Annotated in this window: 14 protein-coding genes; 9 read left to right on the top strand and 5 right to left on the bottom strand. The window is 61.2% G+C overall.

Annotated features, from left to right (window positions below):
* Positions 1 to 33: 33 nt before the first annotated feature.
* From msrA to aceE, 4 genes are all read right to left on the bottom strand, one after another.
* On the bottom strand, positions 34 to 681 hold the full coding sequence (msrA, locus tag QMK52_RS04865) for a peptide-methionine (S)-S-oxide reductase MsrA (protein WP_194439934.1): 648 nt from the start codon (positions 679 to 681) through the stop codon (positions 34 to 36).
* Between the two features lie 72 nt (positions 682 to 753).
* A complete protein-coding gene (locus tag QMK52_RS04860) occupies positions 754 to 3447 on the bottom strand; it encodes a putative bifunctional diguanylate cyclase/phosphodiesterase (protein WP_005784127.1) in 2694 nt (897 codons plus the stop codon).
* Between the two features lie 303 nt (positions 3448 to 3750).
* A complete protein-coding gene (gene aceF / locus QMK52_RS04855; RefSeq protein WP_005784129.1) occupies positions 3751 to 5391 on the bottom strand; it encodes a dihydrolipoyllysine-residue acetyltransferase in 1641 nt (546 codons plus the stop codon).
* 11 nt (positions 5392 to 5402) lie between these two features.
* Positions 5403 to 8048: a pyruvate dehydrogenase (acetyl-transferring), homodimeric type gene (gene aceE, locus QMK52_RS04850; protein WP_014716623.1), complete on the bottom strand. Its 2646-nt coding sequence runs from the start codon at positions 8046 to 8048 to the stop codon at positions 5403 to 5405.
* 383 nt (positions 8049 to 8431) lie between these two features.
* On the opposite strand from aceE, the gene glnE reads away from it, so the two are divergent.
* The 8 genes from glnE to QMK52_RS04810 all read left to right on the top strand — a co-directional run bounded on the left by glnE (position 8432) and on the right by QMK52_RS04810 (position 18546).
* Positions 8432 to 11371, top strand: a complete 2940-nt coding sequence (gene glnE / locus QMK52_RS04845; RefSeq protein ID WP_194439938.1) for a bifunctional [glutamate--ammonia ligase]-adenylyl-L-tyrosine phosphorylase/[glutamate--ammonia-ligase] adenylyltransferase — start codon at positions 8432 to 8434, stop codon at positions 11369 to 11371.
* 222 nt (positions 11372 to 11593) lie between these two features.
* Complete coding sequence (gene waaF / locus QMK52_RS04840) at positions 11594 to 12628, top strand: lipopolysaccharide heptosyltransferase II (RefSeq protein ID WP_032878265.1); 1035 nt, start codon at positions 11594 to 11596, stop codon at positions 12626 to 12628.
* Position 12629: 1 nt separating this feature from the next.
* A complete protein-coding gene (waaC, locus tag QMK52_RS04835; protein ID WP_005784134.1) occupies positions 12630 to 13691 on the top strand; it encodes a lipopolysaccharide heptosyltransferase I in 1062 nt (353 codons plus the stop codon).
* A complete protein-coding gene (locus tag QMK52_RS04830; protein ID WP_005784135.1) occupies positions 13691 to 14815 on the top strand; it encodes a glycosyltransferase family 4 protein in 1125 nt (374 codons plus the stop codon). Before waaC ends, QMK52_RS04830 begins: the two co-directional genes overlap by 1 nt.
* Positions 14812 to 15618, top strand: coding sequence for a lipopolysaccharide core heptose(I) kinase RfaP (gene rfaP / locus QMK52_RS04825; RefSeq protein WP_194439939.1), 807 nt, complete (start codon positions 14812 to 14814; stop codon positions 15616 to 15618). Before QMK52_RS04830 ends, rfaP begins: the two co-directional genes overlap by 4 nt.
* Positions 15618 to 16352, top strand: a complete 735-nt coding sequence (locus QMK52_RS04820; RefSeq protein ID WP_320403863.1) for a lipopolysaccharide kinase InaA family protein — start codon at positions 15618 to 15620, stop codon at positions 16350 to 16352. Before rfaP ends, QMK52_RS04820 begins: the two co-directional genes overlap by 1 nt.
* Positions 16349 to 17101, top strand: a complete 753-nt coding sequence (locus QMK52_RS04815) for a lipopolysaccharide kinase InaA family protein (RefSeq protein WP_194439940.1) — start codon at positions 16349 to 16351, stop codon at positions 17099 to 17101. Before QMK52_RS04820 ends, QMK52_RS04815 begins: the two co-directional genes overlap by 4 nt.
* On the top strand, positions 17101 to 18546 hold the full coding sequence (locus QMK52_RS04810; protein ID WP_320403862.1) for a lipopolysaccharide kinase InaA family protein: 1446 nt from the start codon (positions 17101 to 17103) through the stop codon (positions 18544 to 18546). Before QMK52_RS04815 ends, QMK52_RS04810 begins: the two co-directional genes overlap by 1 nt.
* A gap of 48 nt (positions 18547 to 18594) precedes the next feature.
* Here the strand turns inward: QMK52_RS04810 and QMK52_RS04805 are convergent, their stop codons facing one another.
* Complete coding sequence (locus QMK52_RS04805) at positions 18595 to 20688, bottom strand: TonB-dependent receptor (RefSeq protein WP_320403861.1); 2094 nt, start codon at positions 20686 to 20688, stop codon at positions 18595 to 18597.
* Positions 20689 to 20894: 206 nt separating this feature from the next.
* On the opposite strand from QMK52_RS04805, the gene QMK52_RS04800 reads away from it, so the two are divergent.
* Complete coding sequence (locus QMK52_RS04800; protein WP_320403860.1) at positions 20895 to 21230, top strand: YceK/YidQ family lipoprotein; 336 nt, start codon at positions 20895 to 20897, stop codon at positions 21228 to 21230.
* The last annotated feature ends 72 nt before the right edge of the window (positions 21231 to 21302 follow it).

Genomic DNA, 21302 nt, shown 5'->3' with positions numbered 1-21302 from the left:
CCGCCCCTCCCACATTGGGTTTTATGTTCGTCTTCAGATCGGGCAGGTCACGCCGGTGCCGCCGATCCCGCAGTAACCCTGCGGATTCTTCGCCAGGTACTGCTGGTGGTAAGCCTCGGCGAAGTACACCGTCGGTGCTTCGTCGATTTCCGTGGTGATCTCACCCAGGCCGGCCTTGGTCAGCTCTTGCTGATAAGCCTCGGCACTGGTTTTCGCCGCCGCCAGTTGCTCCGGCGTGGTGGCGTAGATCACCGAGCGGTATTGGCTGCCAATATCGTTGCCCTGGCGCATGCCCTGGGTAGGGTTGTGCAATTCCCAGAACATCTTCAGCAAGTCTTCGTACTTGACCTTGGCCTGGTCATACACCACCAGTACCACTTCGCTATGGCCGGTCAGGCCTGAGCAGACCTCTTCGTAGGTCGGGTTCGGCGTGTAGCCGCCGGCGTAGCCGACCACCGTGCTGACCACGCCGTCGCGTTCCCAGAACTTGCGTTCAGCGCCCCAGAAACAACCCAGGCCGAAGATCGCAAAACCGACGTCATCCAGGAAGGGGCCCAGCAGCGGGTTGCCGTTGACGAAGTGGGTTTCCGGCAGCTTCATCGGGGTTTCACGGCCAGGCAAAGCTTGTTCTTGAGTAGGCAGCACGTTTTTGTTCACCAGAATTTCCGAGCGCAAGACCATGATCAGTCCTCTCGTCAGGTTGAGTAACAGTAAATTGTCAGACAGTCAGTGTGCCCGAGTGTTACAGCGCTGTCAGGCGATTGGCCCGCGCGGGTAGCGTTTAAGCATCGTCAGCAGCTCTGCACCGGGGATCGGTCGGTCGAACAGGTAGCCCTGGCCGACATCACAGCGGTGTCTGCGCAGGAACGCCAACTGTTCGGCTGTCTCGATGCCTTCGGCCACCACCTTGAGCTTGAGGTTGTGAGCCATGGCGATCACTGCCGAGGTGATTTCCATGTCGTCCTGGTTATCCGGGATCTCGTGGATAAAGCTGCGATCAATCTTAATGATGTCGATGGGGAATTTTTTCAAGTAGCTCAGCGACGAGTAACCGGTGCCGAAATCGTCCATGGCCAGGGTCAGGCCAAAGCTTTTCAACTGGTCCAGTTGCAGGCGTGTGTCTTCGGTGGCTTCCAGCAGCAAACCCTCGGTCAGCTCCAGCTCCAGCAGGTTGGCCGGTAGCTGTTCTTCCTTGAGGATGGTGGCAATCGAGGTCACCAGGTCCGGATCGGAAAATTGCTTGGGCGACAGGTTGATCGCCACCTGCAAATTGCCCATGCCGGCGGCGCTCAACTGCCTGCTCATGCGGCACGCCTGGCGGGCGATCCATTTGCCGATCGGAATGATCAACCCAGTCTCTTCGGCCACGCTGATGAACTGGTCGGGGCGGATCATGCCCTTTTCCGGGTGGTTCCAGCGCAACAGGGCTTCCATGCCCAGCAGACGACCGCTGCGCAGGCACAGTTTGGGCTGGTAGAACACGTCCAGCTCGTTCTGGGTCAGGGCTCGACGCAGGTTGTTTTCCACGAACAGCTTGTAGCTGGCTTCGGCATTCAACGCTTCGGTAAACACTTGCACCTGGTGTTTGCCGTTGGCCTTGGCCTTGTGCAGCGCCAGCCCTGCGTTACGCATCAGCGTCTGCGGGTCGCGGCCATGCAGTGGCGCGCAGGCCAGGCCCACGGAGCCGGTGACGCTGATCAACTGGTTGTCGACGAACATCGGCTTGTCGAGCGTGGCCAGCAACTGGCTGGCGACCTGCTGGCCGGTCTCCAGGTCGGAATCATCCAACAGCACTGCGAACTCGTTACTGGCGAAGCGCGCCAGGCTGCCGCCGCTGCTCAAGCTATTGCGCAAACGGCGGGCCAGGCTGATCAGCAACTTGTCGCCGGTCTGATGGCCGAGGCTGTCGTTGATCCGCTTGAAGTTGTCGATGTCCACCAGCAGCAGGCTGATCGGGCTGTCGCTGTCGCGGGCAAAGCGTTCGTCGAGGTTACGGATGAACGCCGGGCGGTTGCCCAGGTTGGTCAGGTTGTCGGTGTAGGCCAAACGTTCGATGCGCTGTTGCGCCAGCTTGGTCTGGGTGATGTCTTCGTAGATGCCGATGTAGTGGGTCAGCTCGCGGTTGTCGCCGTACACCTTGGAAATCGACAGTTGGCCCCAATAGGGTTCCAGGTTCTTGCGCCGGCTCTTGAACTCACCCTGCCAGCTGTTGCTTTTGGCCAGGGCCGACGGCGCGTCGAACAGCAATTCGCTGAGATTTTCCAGGGCCGGTAGTTGGGCCAGGCGATGGCCGTGGACTTCTTCGGCGCTGTACTGGGTGATCGCGGTGAAGCTGGGGTTGACGTACTCCACCACGCCGTCGCAGTTGACCAGCAGAAAGGCGTTGGCGCTTTGTTCCACTGCACGCTGGAACAGGTGCAGGGCGCTGGTGGCAGTGCGGCGGTTGTGATTGTTGATCACCTGGGCAAACTGGTCCGCCAACTCGCCGGCAAACGCGATCTCATCGGACTGCCACGCCCGCGAGCTGCCGCTTTGTTCCAGGCACAGCACGCCGACTACCTGGCCGTCGACCCGAATGCTGGCGTCGAGCATCGCGTGAATATCTTTGGCGCGCAGGCTTTCGGCCATTTCCCGGGTGCGCGGGTCGCGCAGGGCATGAGTGGCGTCGATGGCACGGCTGGAGTGCAGGGCTTCCAGGTAATCCGGGAAACCACTGGCGTCGATGGTGTCGGGCAGGCGGTGCTGCTGGTCGGCACGGTGGTACGCCGAGATCGGCACCAGGCGCTGACCTTCCAGGTTCCAGATGCTGGCGCAATCGATCTGGTAGATGTCGCAGGCGCTGCGGGTAATCAGCTCGGCGGCTTCTTGCAGCGAATTGGGCGTGGTGTAGCGCTGGCGGGCCAGCAGCAGGATCAACTCCTGCTGGGCGCGTACCCGCTCCAGGTGTTGCAGCTGTTCTTGCTGGGCACGCTGGTTGAGTTCCAGGGCGATCTGCAGGCGGCTGTTCTGGTTTTCCAGGTCGGCGGTCGGGGCGGGCGCGGTGGTATCACCGAACAGCCCGTCGACCACCATCAGGTAGCCGCGCAGCAGATGGCGGTTGTGTTGTTTGTAGGCCTCGCCCATTTCCAGCAGGCTCATCGGGCCGTCATGGGTGTGTAGGGTATAGCGCACCAGGTAATGGGAGCTGTGGGTCAGTTGCTGCTGGATTGCGTCGTGCAGCTGATAGCGGGCCTGGGGCTCCATCAGGCTGGCGTAGGGCGTGCCGATCAGCGCGCAGAGTTCCACCGCTGGCAGGCCGAACTGGCGCTCGCAATTGGGATCGAGGTACAGCAGGGCCCAGCTTGCCTCATTAAGCCGCTCGAAACGCAGCATACCGAGGCGCGAAGGCACCGGTAATTGCGTCACTACCTCGGCCGCCATACGGGCGACATCGGGTTGGCTTTTCATGGGGAAACTCGCTTGGGAAAATGCGCGTGGCGCCCGGCTCACGCCCTCTTTACTGTCGCCTGCGGCAAGGTTGCATCATGCGGCACGCACTGACAAGAGAGGATGAAGGCTAAGTGCTATAAGGCAGTTATCGGCCGTGCGGGGGATTTCTGCAATCGAAGTGACAGAAGGTGTACAAGCCTGTTCTGTGCGTACATCGAGCGCACAAAAAAAGCCCCGCCAAGTGGCGGGGTTGAGGTACGAGCGTGGCGCTCGGAAATCGGTGCGGCAAGGGCCTTCCCCGTAAAGGGAAGGCCCTGCGGCTTACAGCAGGATGGTGCGGATGTCGTTCAGCAACTGGCTCAGGCGCTGGGTGAAGCGTGCAGCTGCAGCGCCGTTGATCACACGGTGATCGTAGGACAGCGACAGTGGCAGCATCAGCTTGGGCTGGAACGCTTTACCGTCCCACACAGGCTGGATGGTGGCCTTGGAAACACCCAGGATCGCCACTTCCGGCGCGTTGACGATTGGCGTGAAGCCAGTGCCGCCAATGTGCCCGAGGCTGGAGATGGTGAAGCAGGCGCCCTGCATGTCATCCGGGGTGAGCTTCTTGTCGCGGGCCTTGGCAGCCAGCGCAGCCGCTTCGCCAGCCAGTTGCAGCAGGCTCTTCTGGTCGACGTTCTTGATGACCGGTACCAGCAGGCCATCCGGAGTGTCGACGGCAAAGCCGATGTTGACGTACTTCTTGCGAATGATCGCCTTGCCGCTTGGCGCCAGCGAGCTGTTGAAGTCCGGCAGTTCCTTGAGCAGGTGCGCGCAGGCCTTGAGCAGCAGTGGCAGCACGGTCAGCTTCACGCCGGCCTTCTCGGCCACGGCTTTCTGCGCAACGCGGAAAGCTTCCAGGTCGGTGATGTCGGCCTGGTCGAACTGAGTCACGTGCGGGATGTTCAGCCAGCTGGCGTGCAGGCCGGCCGCGCCGATTTGCATCAGGCGGGTCATCGGCACTTCTTCGGTTTCGCCGAAGCGGCTGAAATCCACGGTACGGATCGGCGGAATGCCCGAGCCGCCCGTCGCGCCGGCAGTCGGTGCTTCCTTGGCCTTTTGCATCATGGCTTTGACGTAAGCCTGCACGTCTTCCTTCAGCACACGACCGTGCGGGCCGCTGGCCGAGACGGCGCTCAGCTCGACGCCGAACTCGCGGGCCAACTGACGCACGGCAGGGCCGGCGTGCACCTTGGCACCGCTTGGCGCAGGTGCGGCAGCAGCAGGGGCCGGTGTGGCCTCGGCTTTTGCAGCAGGTGCCGGGGCAGCAGCGGCCGGAGCGGCTTCAGCCTTGGCAGCCGGAGCCGCCGCCGGTGCTGGAGCGGCTGCCGGGGCAGCGCCTTGTACTTTCAGCTTGAGGATGAAGTCACCGGTGCCGACTTCGTCTTCCAGCTTGACCGCGATGCTTTCCACTACGCCGGCAGCCGGCGAAGGGATTTCCATGGAGGCCTTGTCGGACTCCAGGGTGATCAGCGATTGGTCGGCTTCGACGGTGTCGCCGACCTTGACCAGCAGCTCGATGATCTTGGCCTTGCCCGACGAGCCGATGTCCGGGACGTGAATGTCCTGGACGGTGGCGGCGGCAGGTGCAGCAGCCGGGGCCGCTGGGGCCTCGGCAGCAGGTTTTTCAGCGGCAGGCGCAGGTTCAGCAGCGGCAGCCGGAGCCGCCGCAGGGGCTGCATCAGCGGCGCCTTCGATTTCCAGCTCCAGCAGTTCGTCGCCTTCTTTCAGGCGGTCGCCCAGCTTGACCTTCAGGCTCTTGACCACGCCGGCCTTGGGAGCAGGAATTTCCATGCTCGCCTTGTCCGACTCCAGGGTCAGGATGCTCTGGTCGGCTTCGACGGTGTCGCCGACCTTCACAAACAGCTCGATTACTTCACCTTCACCGCTGCCGATGTCAGGTACGCGAATGAGTTCGCTCACAAAAAATCTCCTCAGCAGTCCAGTGGGTTGCGTTTTTCCGGGTTGATCCCGAACTTGACGATGGCGTCAGCCACCACCTTGGGTTCGATCTCACCACGGTCAGCCAAGGCTTCCAGGGCTGCCAACACCACGAAGTGACGGTCGACTTCGAAGAAGTGACGCAGCTTCTTGCGGCTGTCACTGCGGCCGAAACCATCGGTGCCCAGGACTTTGAATTCCTTGGACGGGACCCACTGGCGAATTTGTTCAGCAAACAGTTTCATGTAGTCGGTAGAGGCGATAACCGGACCCTTACGGCCAGCCAGGCACTCTTCGACGTAGCTCTTGGCTGGCTTCTGGCCAGGATGCAGACGGTTGCTGCGCTCTACGGCCAGGCCGTCGCGACGCAGTTCGTTGAAGCTGGTCACGCTCCACACGTCGGCGCCGACGTTGAATTCGTCACGCAGGATCTTCGCCGCTTCACGCACTTCGCGCAGGATGGTGCCGGAGCCCATCAGCTGTACGTGGTGCGCCGCTTCCTTGGTGTCTTCTTCGAGCAGGTACATGCCCTTGATGATGCCTTCTTCCACACCGGCCGGCATGGCTGGCTGCTGGTAGGACTCGTTCATCACGGTGATGTAGTAGAAAACGTCCTGCTGCTCTTCGGTCATCTTCTTCATGCCGTCCTGGATGATCACCGCCAGCTCATAGCCGTAGGTTGGATCAAAGGTGCGGCAGTTCGGGATGGTGGCAGCCAGGATATGACTGTGACCGTCTTCGTGTTGCAGGCCTTCGCCGTTCAGCGTGGTGCGCCCGGCGGTACCGCCGATCAGGAAACCACGGGTACGGCTGTCGCCTGCCGCCCAGGCCAGGTCGCCAATACGCTGGAAGCCGAACATCGAATAGAAGATGTAGAACGGCAGCATCGGCTGGTTGTGGCTGGAGTACGAAGTACCGGCAGCGATGAAGGAGCTCATGGCGCCCGCTTCGTTGATGCCTTCTTCGAGGATCTGGCCCTTCTTGTCTTCCTTGTAGAACATCACCTGGTCTTTATCGACTGGCTCGTAGAGCTGGCCGACGGAGGAGTAGATGCCCAACTGACGGAACATGCCTTCCATACCGAAGGTACGGGCTTCGTCCGGGATGATCGGGACGATGCGCGGGCCGATGTCCTTGTCCTTGACCAATTGCGCGAGGATGCGCACGAAGGCCATGGTGGTGGAGATTTCACGGTCGCCCGAGCCGTCAAGGATGGCCTTGAGGGTGCTCAGGTCCGGCGTCGGTACGCTGAAGCTGTTGGCGCGGCGCTGTGGCACGAAACCGCCCAGTGCAGTGCGACGCTCGCTCAGGTAGCGGGCTTCGGCGCTGTTTGGCTCAGGCTTGAAGAACGGCAGGTTCTCCAGCTCTTCGTCCTTGACCGGGATGTCGAAGCGGTCGCGGAACAACTTCAGGCTGTCGACATCGACTTTCTTGGTGTTGTGCGCGGTGTTCTTCGCTTCGCCGGCACCGGTGCCATAACCCTTGATGGTCTTGGCCAGGATGACGGTTGGTTGTTCTTTGTGGTTGACCGCTTCGTGGTACGCCGCGTAGACCTTGTACGGGTCGTGGCCGCCACGGTTGAGCTTCCAGATTTCGTCGTCGGACAGGTCGGCAACCATCGCCTTGAGTTCAGGCGTGTTGAAGAAGTGCTCGCGAACGAACGCGCCGTCTTTGGCTTTGTAGTTCTGGTACTCGCCGTCGATGACTTCGTCCATGCGACGTTGCAGGATACCGTCGACGTCCTTGGCCAGCAGTGGGTCCCAGAAACGGCCCCAGATGACTTTGGTCACGTTCCACTGGGCGCCACGGAACACGCCTTCGAGTTCCTGGATGATCTTGCCGTTGCCGCGAACCGGGCCGTCGAGGCGCTGCAGGTTGCAGTTGATGACGAAGATCAGGTTGTCGAGCTTCTCGCGGCCGGCCAGGGAAATGGCACCCAGGGATTCCGGCTCGTCGCACTCGCCGTCGCCCAGGAAGCACCAGACTTTTTGCTTGCCTTCCGGGATGAAGCCACGGGCTTCCAGGTACTTCATGAAGCGTGCCTGGTAGATCGCCTGGATCGGGCCCAGCCCCATGGAAACGGTCGGGAACTGCCAGAAATCAGGCATCAGCCAAGGGTGCGGGTAGGACGACAGGCCCTGACCGTCGACTTCCTGGCGGAAGTTGTTCATTTGTTCTTCGCTGATGCGACCTTCCATGAACGCACGGGCGTAGACGCCTGGCGAGGTGTGGCCCTGGAAGTAGATCAGGTCGCCGCCGTGCTCGTCGGTCGGGGCCTGGAAGAAGTAGTTGAAGCCGATGTCATACAGGGTTGCGCTGGAAGCGAAGCTGGAGATGTGACCGCCCAGGTCCGAATCTTTCAAGTTCGTGCGCATTACCATCGCCATGGCGTTCCAGCGTACCAGCGAGCGAATGCGGCGTTCCATGAACAGGTCGCCAGGCATGCGTGCTTCGTGGGTAACGGGGATGGTGTTGCGGTATGGCGTAGTGATGGCGTAGGGCAGTTGCGAGCCGCTGCGGGTCGCGAGTTCGCCCATACGGGTCATCAGGTAGTGAGCACGGTCTTCGCCTTCTTTGTCGAGAACCGATTCCAGGGCGTCCAGCCATTCCTGGGTTTCGACGGGATCGAGGTCTTGCATGGCTTGCTCCAGGGCGGAAAGGCTACCAGAATCGGTTGCCTGAAGTTTGCGACTGGCCTTGTGGGCAGACGACATAAATTCTTGGATGGCCGAAGGTTGCTTCGGCGTCCTGTAGTTTTACTACAAATCGTCGGCCATTTCAGCCTTTCGAATGTATATACGAGTAGTAAAACTACACAAGACTGAGCGTATGGCTCGGTCTTGCTGGTGAGCATAATCGTTATTGTTGGTCTATTGCGAACAAGAAAAGGTGAAAGTTTGATGTTGCCTGCCAAGATTAATTTAATTTCAGCTATTTCTAACTTTTGTTCGACAGTCCTTCATCGAGCATGGCTCTTGCGTTCACAACTACACGCCAATTACACGCCGATCAAGGATAGACCATGAGCCTTCCAACGCTGGCCGAACTGCCGGCCATTCTCTTGCCTTATGCCCAGCGGGCCGAGCAGTCATTTCGTGACGCGGTGGCCGCGCTGGACGACGATCATGGCCTTTCTGCGTGGACGCCGCAACGGTGGGCCGACTTCGCCCGCGTGTGCGCTGCCAGTGATTTTGTCATTGAACAGAGTGTTCGTGACCCTTTGATGTTGCTCGAACTGGTGGCCTGGGGCGAGCTGGACCGCGGCTTTGCGCCCGGTGAGCTGTGCAGCCAGATTGCCGGCGCCGTGCAACAGGCCGAAACAGAAGATGAGTTGGGCCGCGTGCTGCGCCGCCAGCGCACGCGCCAGCAGGTGCGCATCATCTGGCGCGACCTGACGCGCCAGGCCGACCTGGTGCAAACCTGTCGCGACCTTTCCGACATGGCCGACGCCAGCATCGACCAGGCCTACCAATGGCTGTACCAGCGCCACTGCGCGCAGTTCGGCACGCCGACCGGGCGGCGCAGCGGTGAGGCGCAGCATATGGTCATCCTCGGCATGGGCAAGCTCGGCGCGGTGGAGCTGAATCTCTCGTCGGATATCGACCTGATTTTCGCCTACCCCGAAGGCGGCGAGACGGTGGGTGTAAAGCGCTCCCTGGACAATCAGGAATTCTTTATTCGTCTTGGTCAAAAATTGATCAAGGCCCTTGATCCTATGACGGTCGACGGTTTTGTCTTCCGTGTGGATATGCGTCTGCGTCCCTACGGCTCGGCCGGTGCGCTGGTGCTCAGCTTCAACGCGTTGGAGCAGTACTACCAGGATCAGGGCCGGGATTGGGAACGCTACGCCATGATCAAGGCGCGCGTAGTGGCCGGTGATCAAGTGGCCGGCGCGCAGTTGCTCGATATGCTGCGCCCGTTCGTCTACCGCCGCTACTTGGACTTTTCCGCCATCGAAGCGCTGCGCACCATGAAGCAGTTGATCCAGCAGGAAGTACGGCGCAAGGGCATGGCCGAGAACATCAAGCTGGGCTCAGGCGGCATTCGGGAGGTGGAGTTTATTGCCCAGGCGTTCCAGCTGATTCATGGTGGCCGCGACCTCAGCCTGCAACAACGCCCACTGCTGAACGTGCTGGGTACGCTTGAGGGGCAGGGTTACCTGCCGGCTGCGGTGATCACCGAACTGCGCAATGGCTACGAATTCCTGCGCTACACCGAGCACGCCATCCAGGCGATTGCCGACCGCCAGACCCAAATGCTGCCGCACAATCCCGAAGATCAGGCGCGTATCGCCTTCATGCTGGGCTTCAGCGACTGGGCTGCGTTCCACGAACGCCTGATGTACTGGCGTGGCCGCGTGGACTGGCACTTTCGTCAAGTGATTGCCGACCCTGATGAAGAAGAAGGCGAAGAAAGTGAATTGGTCGTCGGTGGTGAGTGGTTGCCGCTGTGGGAGGAATCCCAGGATGACGACGCCGCATGCCGTCAATTGGCCGAGGGCGGTTTTACCGATGCACCCAAAGCCCTCAAGGCCTTGGCCGGCCTGCGCGGCAGCCCGCAGTTGCGTGCCATGCAGCGGCTGGGGCGCGAGCGCCTGGATGCATTCATTCCGCGCCTGCTGGCCCAGGCGGTCGAGCACGCCAACCCGGACCTGGTGCTGGAGCGCGTGTTGCCGTTGGTGGAGGCCGTCGCCCGGCGTTCGGCCTATCTGGTGTTGCTCACCGAGAACCCGGATGCGCTGCGTCGCCTGCTGACCCTGTGCGCCGCCAGCCCGTGGATCGCCGAACAGATCACCCGTTTCCCGTTGTTGCTTGATGAGCTGCTCAACGAGGGCCGCCTGTTCAAGCCGCCGCTGGCGCCGGAGTTGGCAGCCGAGTTGCGCGAGCGCCTCACCCGCATCCCCGAGGACGACCTTGAACAACAAATGGAGGCCCTGCGTCACTTTAAATTGGCGCACCGCCTGCGAGTCGCGGCCTCGGAAATCGCTGGCAGCCTGCCACTGATGAAAGTCAGCGACTATCTCACCTGGCTGGCCGAAGCCATTCTTGAGCAAGTACTGGCCCTGGCCTGGCGCCAGACTGTCGCCCGGCACGGTTCACCCCAGAGGCTGGACGGCACGCTGTGCGATCCTGGGTTCATCATTGTCGGTTATGGGAAAGTCGGCGGCATCGAACTGGGGCATGGTTCGGATCTGGATCTGGTGTTTATCCACGATGGCGACCCCCAGGCCGAGACCGATGGCGCCAAGCCGATTGACGGCGCGCAGTTCTTCACGCGTCTGGGCCAGCGCATCATTCACCTGCTGACCACCCAGACCAACTCCGGCCAACTGTATGAAGTGGACATGCGCCTGCGACCTTCCGGCGCATCCGGCTTGCTGGTGAGCTCCCTGGGCGCCTTCGATCGCTATCAACAAAATGAAGCCTGGACCTGGGAACATCAGGCGCTCATCCGCGCACGGGTGCTGGTGGGCAGCCAGGATGTGGGCCATGCATTCGAGCAGGTACGGGCCAACGTATTGGGGCGTGAACGGGACTTGGCGAAGCTGCGCCAGGAGGTCAGCGAGATGCGCACCAAGATGCGCGAGAACCTGGGTACCAAGGCCACGGCGGCCGGCAGGGGCGCCAATGCCTTCGAGGCCACGGCGGTGTTCGACCTCAAGCAGGACGCCGGAGGTATCGTCGATATTGAATTTATGGTGCAATACGCGGCTTTGGCGTGGTCTGCGCAACATCCATCGTTGCTGCGCTACACCGACAATATTCGCATTCTGGAGGGCCTTGAGCAGGTCGGGCTGATGCCCGCCGCCGATGCCCATTTGCTGCGTGAGGTGTATAAGGCCTACCGCTCCGCCGCCCACCGCCAGGCCTTGCAGAACGAGGCCGGCACGGTCGCCGGGGACCAGTTTGCCGACGAACGGCGACAGGTGATGCGAATCTGGCAAGCGCTGGGCTTAAATTGAAACTCGACTGATTGGGCGACGCCAATTTTTATATGGGATGCGGATTAATGTGGGAGCCGGGCTTGCCCGCGATGCAGGCGCCTCGGTTTATCAGTGATACCGAGGTGATGCAATCGCAGGCAAGCCAGCTCCCACATAAAGATGCTCCCTGGCGCGCCGCGATCTACAGTCATTATCGAGGCGGGGAGGCATAAGCCTCCCCGCATCGTTTGTGGAAACTACATGAATATTCTGATCGTTGGGCCCAGTTGGGTCGGTGACATGGTGATGGCACAGACACTGTTCCAGTGCCTGCGCCAGCGCTATCCAGACTGCCAGATCGACGTGCTCGCCCCTGAGTGGAGCCGGCCGATCCTGGAGCGCATGCCCGAGGTGCGCAAGGCCTTGAGCTTCCCGCTCGGCCACGGTGCCCTGGAGCTGGCGACCCGCCGACGCATCGGCAAATCCATGGCCGGCCAGTACGACCAGGCGATCCTGTTGCCCAACTCGCTCAAGTCGGCGCTGGTGCCTTTTTTTGCCGGCATCCCCAAGCGCACCGGCTGGCGCGGTGAGTTTCGCTATGTGCTGCTCAATGACGTGCGCACCCTGGATAAAGCCCGCTACCCGCTGATGATCGAGCGCTTCATGGCCCTGGCCTACGAGCCCGGCACGCAATTGCCCACGCCGTACCCGCGGCCCAGCTTGCAGATCGACCCGGTGACCCGCGATGCGGCGCTGGCCAAGTTCGGCCTCACCCTTGATCGGCCGGTCCTGGCCTTGTGCCCTGGCGCCGAGTTTGGCGAGTCCAAGCGCTGGCCGTCGGAGCATTACGCCAAGGTCGCCGAGACCAAGATCCGCGAAGGCTGGCAGGTGTGGCTGTTCGGTTCGAAGAACGATCATTCGGTAGGTGAAGATATTCGTCAGCGCCTGATTCCCGGCCTGCGCGAAGAGGCGGTGAACCTCAGTGGCGACACGTCCCTGGCCGAGGCTATCGACTTGTTGTCCTGCGCCGACTCGGTGGTGTCCAACGACTCCGGCCTGATGCATGTGGCGGCGGCGCTGAATCGCCCGCTGGTAGCGGTGTACGGCTCCACGTCCCCAGGCTTCACCCCGCCCTTGGCCGACAAGGTCGAAGTGGTGCGCCTGGGCCTGGATTGCAGCCCGTGTTTTGATCGCACCTGCCGCTTCGGCCACTACAACTGCCTGCGCCAATTGCTGCCGCAGCCGGTAACCGATGCCTTGCAGCGGTTGCAGGGCGATGTGGTCGAGGTTCACTGAGTTGCGGGTTCTGGTAGTCAAGACCTCATCCCTGGGCGATGTGATCCATGCCTTGCCGGCGTTGACCGATGCAGCGCGGGCGATCCCCGGCATTCGCTTTGATTGGGTGGTGGAAGAAGGCTTTGCCGAAATCCCGACCTGGCACCCGGCGGTGGACAAGGTAATCCCGGTGGCGATTCGCCGCTGGCGCAAGAACCTTTGGCAAACCATCAAGAGCGGCGAGTGGCGCCGTTTCAAGCAGGCCGTGCAGTCGACCAAGTATGACCTGGTGATCGACGCCCAGGGCCTGCTGAAAAGCGCCTGGCTGACCCGCTATGTGCGTGCTCCAGTGGCCGGCTTTGATAAAAACTCGGCCCGTGAGCCGATCGCTGCGCGTTTTTATTCGCGACGCCTGGCCGTGGCCCGCGGGCAACACGCGGTGGAGCGCTTGCGCCAACTGTTCGCCGTGGCCCTGGGCTACGACCTGCCCAAAGGCTTGGGCGACTATGGCCTGAGCGTTGAAAAACTGCTGGGCCTGCCGCCGAAAAAACCCTTTGTGTTGCTGCTGCACGGCACTACCTGGGACACCAAGCACTGGCCTGAAGCCTATTGGCGTGAGCTGGCCGAACGCATGGGGCGCCTGGGCGTGGACGTGAAATTGCCGTGGGGCAACGCCGCCGAAAAAGCTCGGGCCGAGCGCCTGGCCCAGGGCCTGCCCAACGCCGAAGTGCTGCCCAAACTCAACCTGGCGGGCGTGGCCGGCGTGTTGGCGGGCGCCCGCGCCTGTGTGGCGGTGGACACCGGCCTCGGTCACCTGGCGGCAGCGCTGGATGTGCCGACCATTTCCCTGTTCGGCCCCACCAATCCGGGCCTTACTGGCGCTTACGGCAAGGGCCAGATCCATTTGGCCAGCGACTGGCCGTGTGCGCCGTGCCTGCAAAAGCAGTGTACCTATCAACCTACCGCCGACGACCTGCGGCGGTTCGACATCAAGCGTGAGTCGCCCCTGTGCTTCACGCGCTTGAATCCTGAGCGTGTAGCAAGCCGGCTGAGCACGTTGTTACTGGCTGAGGAGCAGCACTGATGCAACTGGCTTTTGTTCTGTACAAGTACTTTCCCTTCGGTGGCTTGCAGCGCGACTTCATGCGCATCGCCCTGGAGTGCCAGCAGCGCGGCCACAAGATTCGCGTCTATACGCTGATCTGGGAAGGCGACATCCCACCCGGCTTCGAAGTACTGGTGGCGCCGGTCAAGGCGCTGGTCAATCACCGGCGCAATGAAAAGCTGTATGCCTGGATCCAGGCCGACCTGGCCAAGCGGCCGGTGGATCGCGTGGTGGGCTTCAACAAGATGCCGGGGCTGGATGTGTATTTTGCCGCCGACGGGGTGTTCGAAGACAAGGCTCAAAACCTGCGCAACCCCATGTACCGCTGGTTCGGGCGCTACCGGCACTTCGCCGAATATGAGCGCGCGGTGTTCGATAAGGACGCCAAGACCCAAATCATGGTGCTGTCCGAACATCAGCAGAAGTTGTTCACCCAGTATTACGGCACCCAGGCCGAGCGTTTCCACTTGCTGCCGCCGGGCATTGCCCGCGACCGGCGCGCTCCACCTGACGCGGCCGAAATCCGCGCCGAGTTTCGTCGTGAGTTCGGCCTGGCCGAGGACGACCTGTTGCTGGTGCAGATCGGTTCGGGCTTCAAGACCAAGGGCGTCGACCGCAGCCTCAAGGCCGTGGCCGCCTTGCCTTCCAAGCTGAAGAAGCGCACCCGACTGTTTGTAATCGGCCAGGACGACCCCAAGGTATTCCAATTGCAGAGTGCGGCATTGGGCCTGGGCGATCAGGTGCAGTTCTTCAAGGGCCGCAGTGATATCCCGCGTTTCCTGCTGGGCGCCGACCTGCTGATTCACCCTGCGTACAACGAGGCGGCCGGCATGGTGCTGGTCGAAGCGGTGGTCGCCGGCCTCCCGGTACTGGTGAGCCGGGTGTGTGGCTACGCGTTCTACATCGACAAGGCCCAGAGCGGCCGGGTGTTGGACGAGCCGTTCGAGCAAGCCCAGCTCAACCAGTACCTGGTGGATATGCTCGACGACCCACACGCGCGTGCGACCTGGAGTCGCAATGGTCTGGCCTTCGCCGAGACGGCCGACCTCTATAGCATGCCGCAGTACGCTGCGGACCTGATTCTGGCGGAGCCAAACCGATGAAGTTGATTCTAGCCGAACCCTTCAAGACCCTCTGGGCCGGACGCGATGCGTTCGCCGAGGTCGAGAAGCTGCAAGGCCAGGTGTTCCGCGAGCTGGCCGCTCGCCGTACGTTGCGTACGGTGGTCGAAGGCCAGCCTTACTTTGTGAAGATTCACCGTGGCATTGGCTGGGGCGAAATCCTCAAGAACCTGGTCACGGCCAAGTTGCCGGTGCTGGGCGCAGGCCTGGAGTGGCTGGCGATCCAGCGCCTGCAAGCGCTGGGCGTGCCGACCATGACCGCCGTGGCCTTTGGCGAAAAAGGCAGCAACCCGGCCGACCAGCATTCGTTCATCATTACCCAGGAACTGACGCCGATTATCAGCCTGGAAGACTTGACCCTCGATTGGGTCAAGCAACCGCCCGTGCCGGCCATCAAACACGCCTTGACCCGTGAGCTGGCGCGCACCGTCGGCGCGATGCACCGCGGTGGCGTGAACCATCGCGACTGCTACCTCTGCCATTTCCTGTTGCACACCGACCAGCCCATTACCGTCGACAATCTGAAATTGTCGGTGATCGACCTGCACCGTGCGCAGGTGCGTCCGACGATTCCACTGCGCTGGCGTAACAAGGACCTGGCCGGCCTGTATTACTCCGCATTGGAGATCGGCCTGACCCAGCGCGACAAGCTGCGCTTTCTCAAAGCTTACTTCCAGCAGCCACTGCGCCAGATACTGGCCGAGCAAACCGCGTTGTTGGCCGAATTGGAGCGCATGGCTGCAAAGCTCTATGCGCGCAAGCAACGATACGGGGATGCGCTCTGATGGCGGGTTGGAACCTGGAACCTGCCTATGCCGCCCTGGAGGATGACTTTGGAAGCCTGGAGGCGGTGTTTGCCTTGCAAGGCGAGCGATTGACCCGCGACCCGCTGTCGGAAGTGATCCGGGTCGAGCGCGGCGGGGTCAATTATTACGTCAAGCGCTACGTGGGCGCCGGCAAAGGCTTGCGCCGTTACCTGGGCAGGCCGCGGGTGAAATCCGAATGGCAGAACCTCAAGCGTTTCGCCAAGTGGGGCATCCCGACGGCTGATGTCGTGGCCTGGGGCCTGGACCGCAAGGGCCTGGCTTATAACCGGGGCGCGATGATTACCCGCGAGCTGCCCAAGACGGAAGACTTGTCAGTGCTGGCCGAGCGCAATGACGAACGCCTGAAAGACCCCCGGTGGGTCGATGGCATCAGCCGCCAGCTCGCCGAATACACGCGCACCATGCATGAGCACCGCTTCACTCATAACGACTTGAAGTGGCGCAACCTGCTGGTGGACGACCAACGAACCCTGTACCTGATCGATTGCCCCAACGGTGATTTCTGGCGTGGTTTCTGGCTCAAGTACCGCATCACCAAGGACTTGGCGTGCCTGGACAAGGTCGCCAAATATCACCTGTCGGCCACCCAGCGCCTGCGTTTCTACCTGCAATACCGCCAGCGCACGCACTTGTCGGCGTCGGACAAACGGCGAATTCGTCACGTGGTGAAGTTTTTTGAGGGACGCGAATGAGTGACTTCCTGGCGGCCGAAGACCGCGCCTTGCTTGAGCGCAACGGTCTGGCGACGTTTGACGCCCTGTGGGCCAAGCAACTGGACGCAGTGGACGAGCCCAATACCAGTCACGGCGGCTGGAGCAGTGTGTATCGCCTGGAGCTTGAAGGGCAGGGCTATTACCTCAAGCGCCAGAGCAACTACCTGACGCGCACCTTGCACCGGCCGTTTGGCGAGCCGAGTTTTGCGCGCGAATTCCGTAATATCAGCCTGTATCGAAAGCTCGGAATCCCTGCTCTGCAGGCGGCGTTCTTCGGTGAGCGCAAGGTTGAGGGCGAGCGCCGGGCAATGCTGCTTACCCGTGCGCTGGATGGTTGGAACGACCTGGATTCGTTGCTGGAGCAGTGGCCGCAATTGAGCGCCGCCCAGCACAGTGCGATCCTGTTGGCGTGCGGCAAGCTGGCGCGTCATCTGCACAGCGTCGGGCAGGTGCATGGCTGTTTTTACCCCAAGCATATTTTCCTGCAGGCCACCGCTGAGGGTTATGCCGCGCAGCTGATTGACCTGGAAAAAACCCGTCCGTTGCTGTTTGGCTGGCGTGACCGGGTCAAGGACCTGGAACCGCTGCTGCGTCGCGCGCCCCAATGGTCGGACGCGCAGGTGCGCCAACTGCTGGCGGCGTATCTTGAGCAGCCCGAGGACAGCGACCTGGTCTCCACTTGGCACCAGCGCCTGACCGCACGCCGCAGCCACAAGGAGAACCGCTGATGCGTTTATCCGAGCTGAAAAATGCCGGCCGTAGCCCCAACCTGCCGTTGACCATCGATCTGGCGGATGCGGCAGGCCCGGGGCAGTTGCAACTGCTGAGCTTGTTGCGGGTGTTGCCCGGGCAGCGCTACGTGGGCGCGGCAGTGTGGCGTGGTCGCCCGGTGTTGGCCAAATTGTTGGTTGGCAGCAAGGCGGCGCGGCATTTTCAGCGTGAACTCAAGGGTGTGCGTTTGTTGGCCGAGCAAGGCCTGACCACACCGTTGCTGTTGGCCGATGGCTTGCAGGACGGCGAGGGCGGCTGGCTGCTGTTTGAGTTTATCGAGGGCGCCCAAAGCCTGGCCGATGCGTGGCACGCCGTCGAACATCTGCCGCCGTTGGCGGACGAACAAACCGCCGTGCTCGCCGAAGCATTGGGCGCGATTGCGCAAATGCATGCCAAAGGCCTGTGGCAGGAAGACCTGCACCTGGACAACCTGCTGCGCCAGGACGGCAAGCTGTACTTGATCGATGGCGCAGGCATTTGTGTCGAGGAGGCGGGTAAGCCGTTGTCGCGCAATCACGTGCTGGAAAACCTCGGCGTGTTTTTCGCCCAGCTGCCGAAAAACCTTGAGCCGTTTACCGAAGAATTATTGGTGTACTACCTGCTGGGTAATGGTGAGCACGCCTTGCCGCTGCAAGCCCTGGAAAAGCAGGTGCGCAAAGTCAGCGCCTGGCGCTTGAAGGACTTTCTGGACAAGACTGGCCGCGAATGCACGCTGTTCAGCGTGGTGCGTGGCGCCTTTGGCTTGCGTGCGATTCGTCGCGAAGAAGAAACGGCCATGTTGCCGGTGCTGGAACAGGCAGACGCCTTGCTCGACCAGGGCCACCTGTACAAGACCGGCGGCGCGGCCAGTGTGGCCAAGGTCGAAGTGGCTGGTCGGCCGTTGGTGATCAAGCGCTACAACATCAAAGGCTTTGCCCACTGGCTCAAGCGCTTCTGGCGCCCGAGCCGAGCCTGGCATTCCTGGCGCGAGGGTAACCGCCTGGCATTTCTCGGCTTTGCTACGCCCAAGCCACTGGCGGTGCTGGAGAAGCGCTTTTTATGGCTGCGCAGCCGTGCGTATCTGGTCACCGAGTTTCTGCCGGGGCCGGACATCATCGAGCGCTTTGCGCCGTATGTTGAAAACGGCGATGCGCCTGAGAGTGAGCTGCTCGCGCTGGAACAGTTGTTTACCCAGTTGATTGGCGAGCGCATCAGTCATGGCGATTTCAAAGGCCATAACCTGTTCTGGAATGATGGGCGTTGGGCGATGATTGATCTGGATGCCATGTGTCAGCACGGCTCTGTTGCCAGTTTTGCGCCGGCATACGCTAAAGACCGGGCGCGGTTTATGCGCAATTGGCCGCAGGGCAGTGCGTTGTATCAGGTGATTGATCAGCGGTTGCCTAAAACCATCGTGGTTTAAGCGGGCGCCTGATACCCAAATGTGGAAGGGGGCAAGCCCCCTCCCACATCAGAATTGATATTCAGCCCCAGCGCCTGCATACCACGAGCGCCCCGGTGCTGCTTCGTAGTAGCGCCCGTTGCCGTCACCCACAATCACCGACCCCACATATTGACGATCCAGCAGGTTATCCAGGCGCAAGGTCTGGTGAAAGGTCCAGTGCTCCACCTTCTGCTCAAACCGTGCCCGCCAGTTGAAGACGCTGTAGCCCGGTGCAGCGTGTTGGCTATTGGTGTCTTCGACATAGACTTTGCTGCGGTACATACCTTCGATGGCCGTGCTGACCCAGTCCCGTGGCTTCCAGTTCAGTTCGGCGAACAGGGTGGTTTGGGGGACGCCGGGGAGATAGTTGCCCTTGTCGATGGTGTTGGCGCCGCTGGCGAAGTCGCTGTCGTAGGTGGCTTGGAGGCGGGTATAGGCGAGGCTGGTGCTCCAGTGCTCGTTCAGTTGGCTTTCAACACCCAGTTCGAAGCCGCGACGTAGTGTGCGACCGGCGTTCTGGTAAGTTGTGCGGCCCCCGCTTGCCTGTTGCACGACCAGTTCGTCTTCGGTGGTGATTTGGAACACTGCGGCGTTGATGCGGGTGTCTTGACCTAGACGGGCCTTCAAGCCGACTTCGAACTGCTTGCTGACAGACGGCTTGAGAGCAAAGTTGAAGCCGTTGGCGGTGCTTGAATAGGCTGATTCAGCTTGAGTGGGGGTTTCGAAGCCTTTGCCCGCACTCACGTAGCCGTGCAAGTCAGGGGTGAAGGCGTACATCACGCTGACCGATGGTGTGTTTTTTTGATAAGTCTTGCTGCCGCTGTCGTTGCCATCATTTAGAAAATGGTCGTCGACCTGCATTTTCATGGTGCTGTGCCGCAGGCCAGCTTGCAGGGTCCAATCGCCCAGTAACCAGTTGGCTTGCACGAAGGGATCAACGCTGGTGGCGGTGTCGATTTCATCGCGGCCCAGGGCGCCTTTGACTCCATGTACGCCGTTCAAAGTGTTGGAGTAGCCTTGGCGATCATCTTCGCTGCGGTCGTAATCGAGGCCGCTGATGATTGTCAGGTCGCCCGGTACGCTGCTGATGGGTTGCAGCCAATGAATGGAGCCGCCGTAGAACTTTCGGTCAAATGCCACGACGCCACCACGGGCGTTAGCAGGGTTGGTTGCGCCGCTGGGAAACTTGTCCGGGATCGACAGGTACTGAATCACACTGCGGCGCCCGGTATACGCATTGACCTGCAACGTCGCATTGCCGATGTAGCGCTCGTAGTTCATTCCCAATTGCTGGTGATCGATGCTTTTACGCGTGTTATAGGTCAGCGCGTTGGCGCTTACCGAACGCGGATCGGCCTTGTACGCTGTCCAGGTCTGCCCCAGCGGATCCTGCGTACCGTTCTGCTCCAGGCTGCTGTAGATCAATGCCAGCTTGCTGTCGTCATCCGGCTGGAAGTTGAGCTTGGCGAAGGTCTGGTCGCGCCGGGCGCTGCTGTGGTCGCGGTAGCCGTTGGTGTCCATGCGTGAGGCATCGAGCACGAACCCGGCACCATTGGCCGCGCCTTCCGCACTAACGTGGTTCTTGTTCAGCCCGTCGCTGCCCACCAGCGTTTCTGCGCCGACACGCGGCGGGCCGTCGCCGTCGCGGGAGAACATTTGGATCACACCGCCGGCGTTACTGCCATACAGAGTCGCCGCCGGGCCGCGCAGCACTTCGATACGCTCGGCAGTGTCAAGGTTGAACGTTGCGGCCTGGCCCTGGCCGTCCGGGGTGCTGGCGGGGATGCCATCGGCGATCAGCTTGATGCCGCGTACACCAAACGCCGAACGGGCGCCGAAACCGCGGGACGAGATCTGCAAGTCCTGTGCATAGTTCTGGCGGTTCTGCACCACCAGGCCGGGCACGCGGGACAGGGCTTCGGAGGCGTTGATGCCCAGTTGACCGTTGCTGATTTGTTCACGATTAATGCCGTCTACCGAATACGGCAGGTCGAACGTCGGGCTGGCGCTGCGCGAGCCGGTGACCACGCTGGGATCCAGGATCAGGGGCGCATTGTCGGCCTGGGCGGTGTTGCACAGGCCCAGCAGTAAGACAAGGCAGGTTGGAGCAGAAGGAGTCATGAAAAGGCCGAGTGGGTAGCGCACGCAAGTAAGGGGTGTAGGTGCAAATGTGACAAGTTTAACGACTCGTCCTCTGATTTGCCGAACTCCTTACCGCCTGGCGCATTGGGACGCTTCCTACGCTTAGCGTCGACTGCGCAAGCCTGAAGTCTTAGTTTTGTGGTGCTAGGTTTTCGATCTTTATCAAACGAAAAGAAGAATCAACTATGAGGACTCCTATCCTGCGGTTGCTGATGTTGCTGGGAATGTCGTTGATCGTTGCAGGCTGTGGCACTGCGACCACCGTGCTGCTTGGCGATGACGTCACTGTTCGGCAGCTCAAGGGGAAGAAAACCTATTGTCAGTCCGTTTCACGAATCTACAGCGGTGTAGCTTATGACCTGTGTGTCTTGCATGGGCCGCCCAACTCTGCGGGTGAACTTGCGTTGAACGGTATTCCCGGGGTTATTTTGGATGCGCCCGTTTCCGCCGTCCTGGACACGCTCGTCTTGCCCTACACGATCTACCGCCAAAGCGCCGACGGCAGCATCGAGCTGCGCTAACAGCTTCCTACTGCTTTTAAGCTATAATCCCGCCCTTTAGCTGTTTCCCGCCCGGGCGGGAAGCACACTTTT

Source organism: Pseudomonas sp. P9_2, assembly GCF_034008255.1.
GTDB lineage: Bacteria > Pseudomonadota > Gammaproteobacteria > Pseudomonadales > Pseudomonadaceae > Aquipseudomonas > Aquipseudomonas synxantha_A.
The sequence above is the reverse complement of the archived record's forward strand: the minus strand, read 5'-3'. Positions and strand labels throughout refer to the sequence as shown.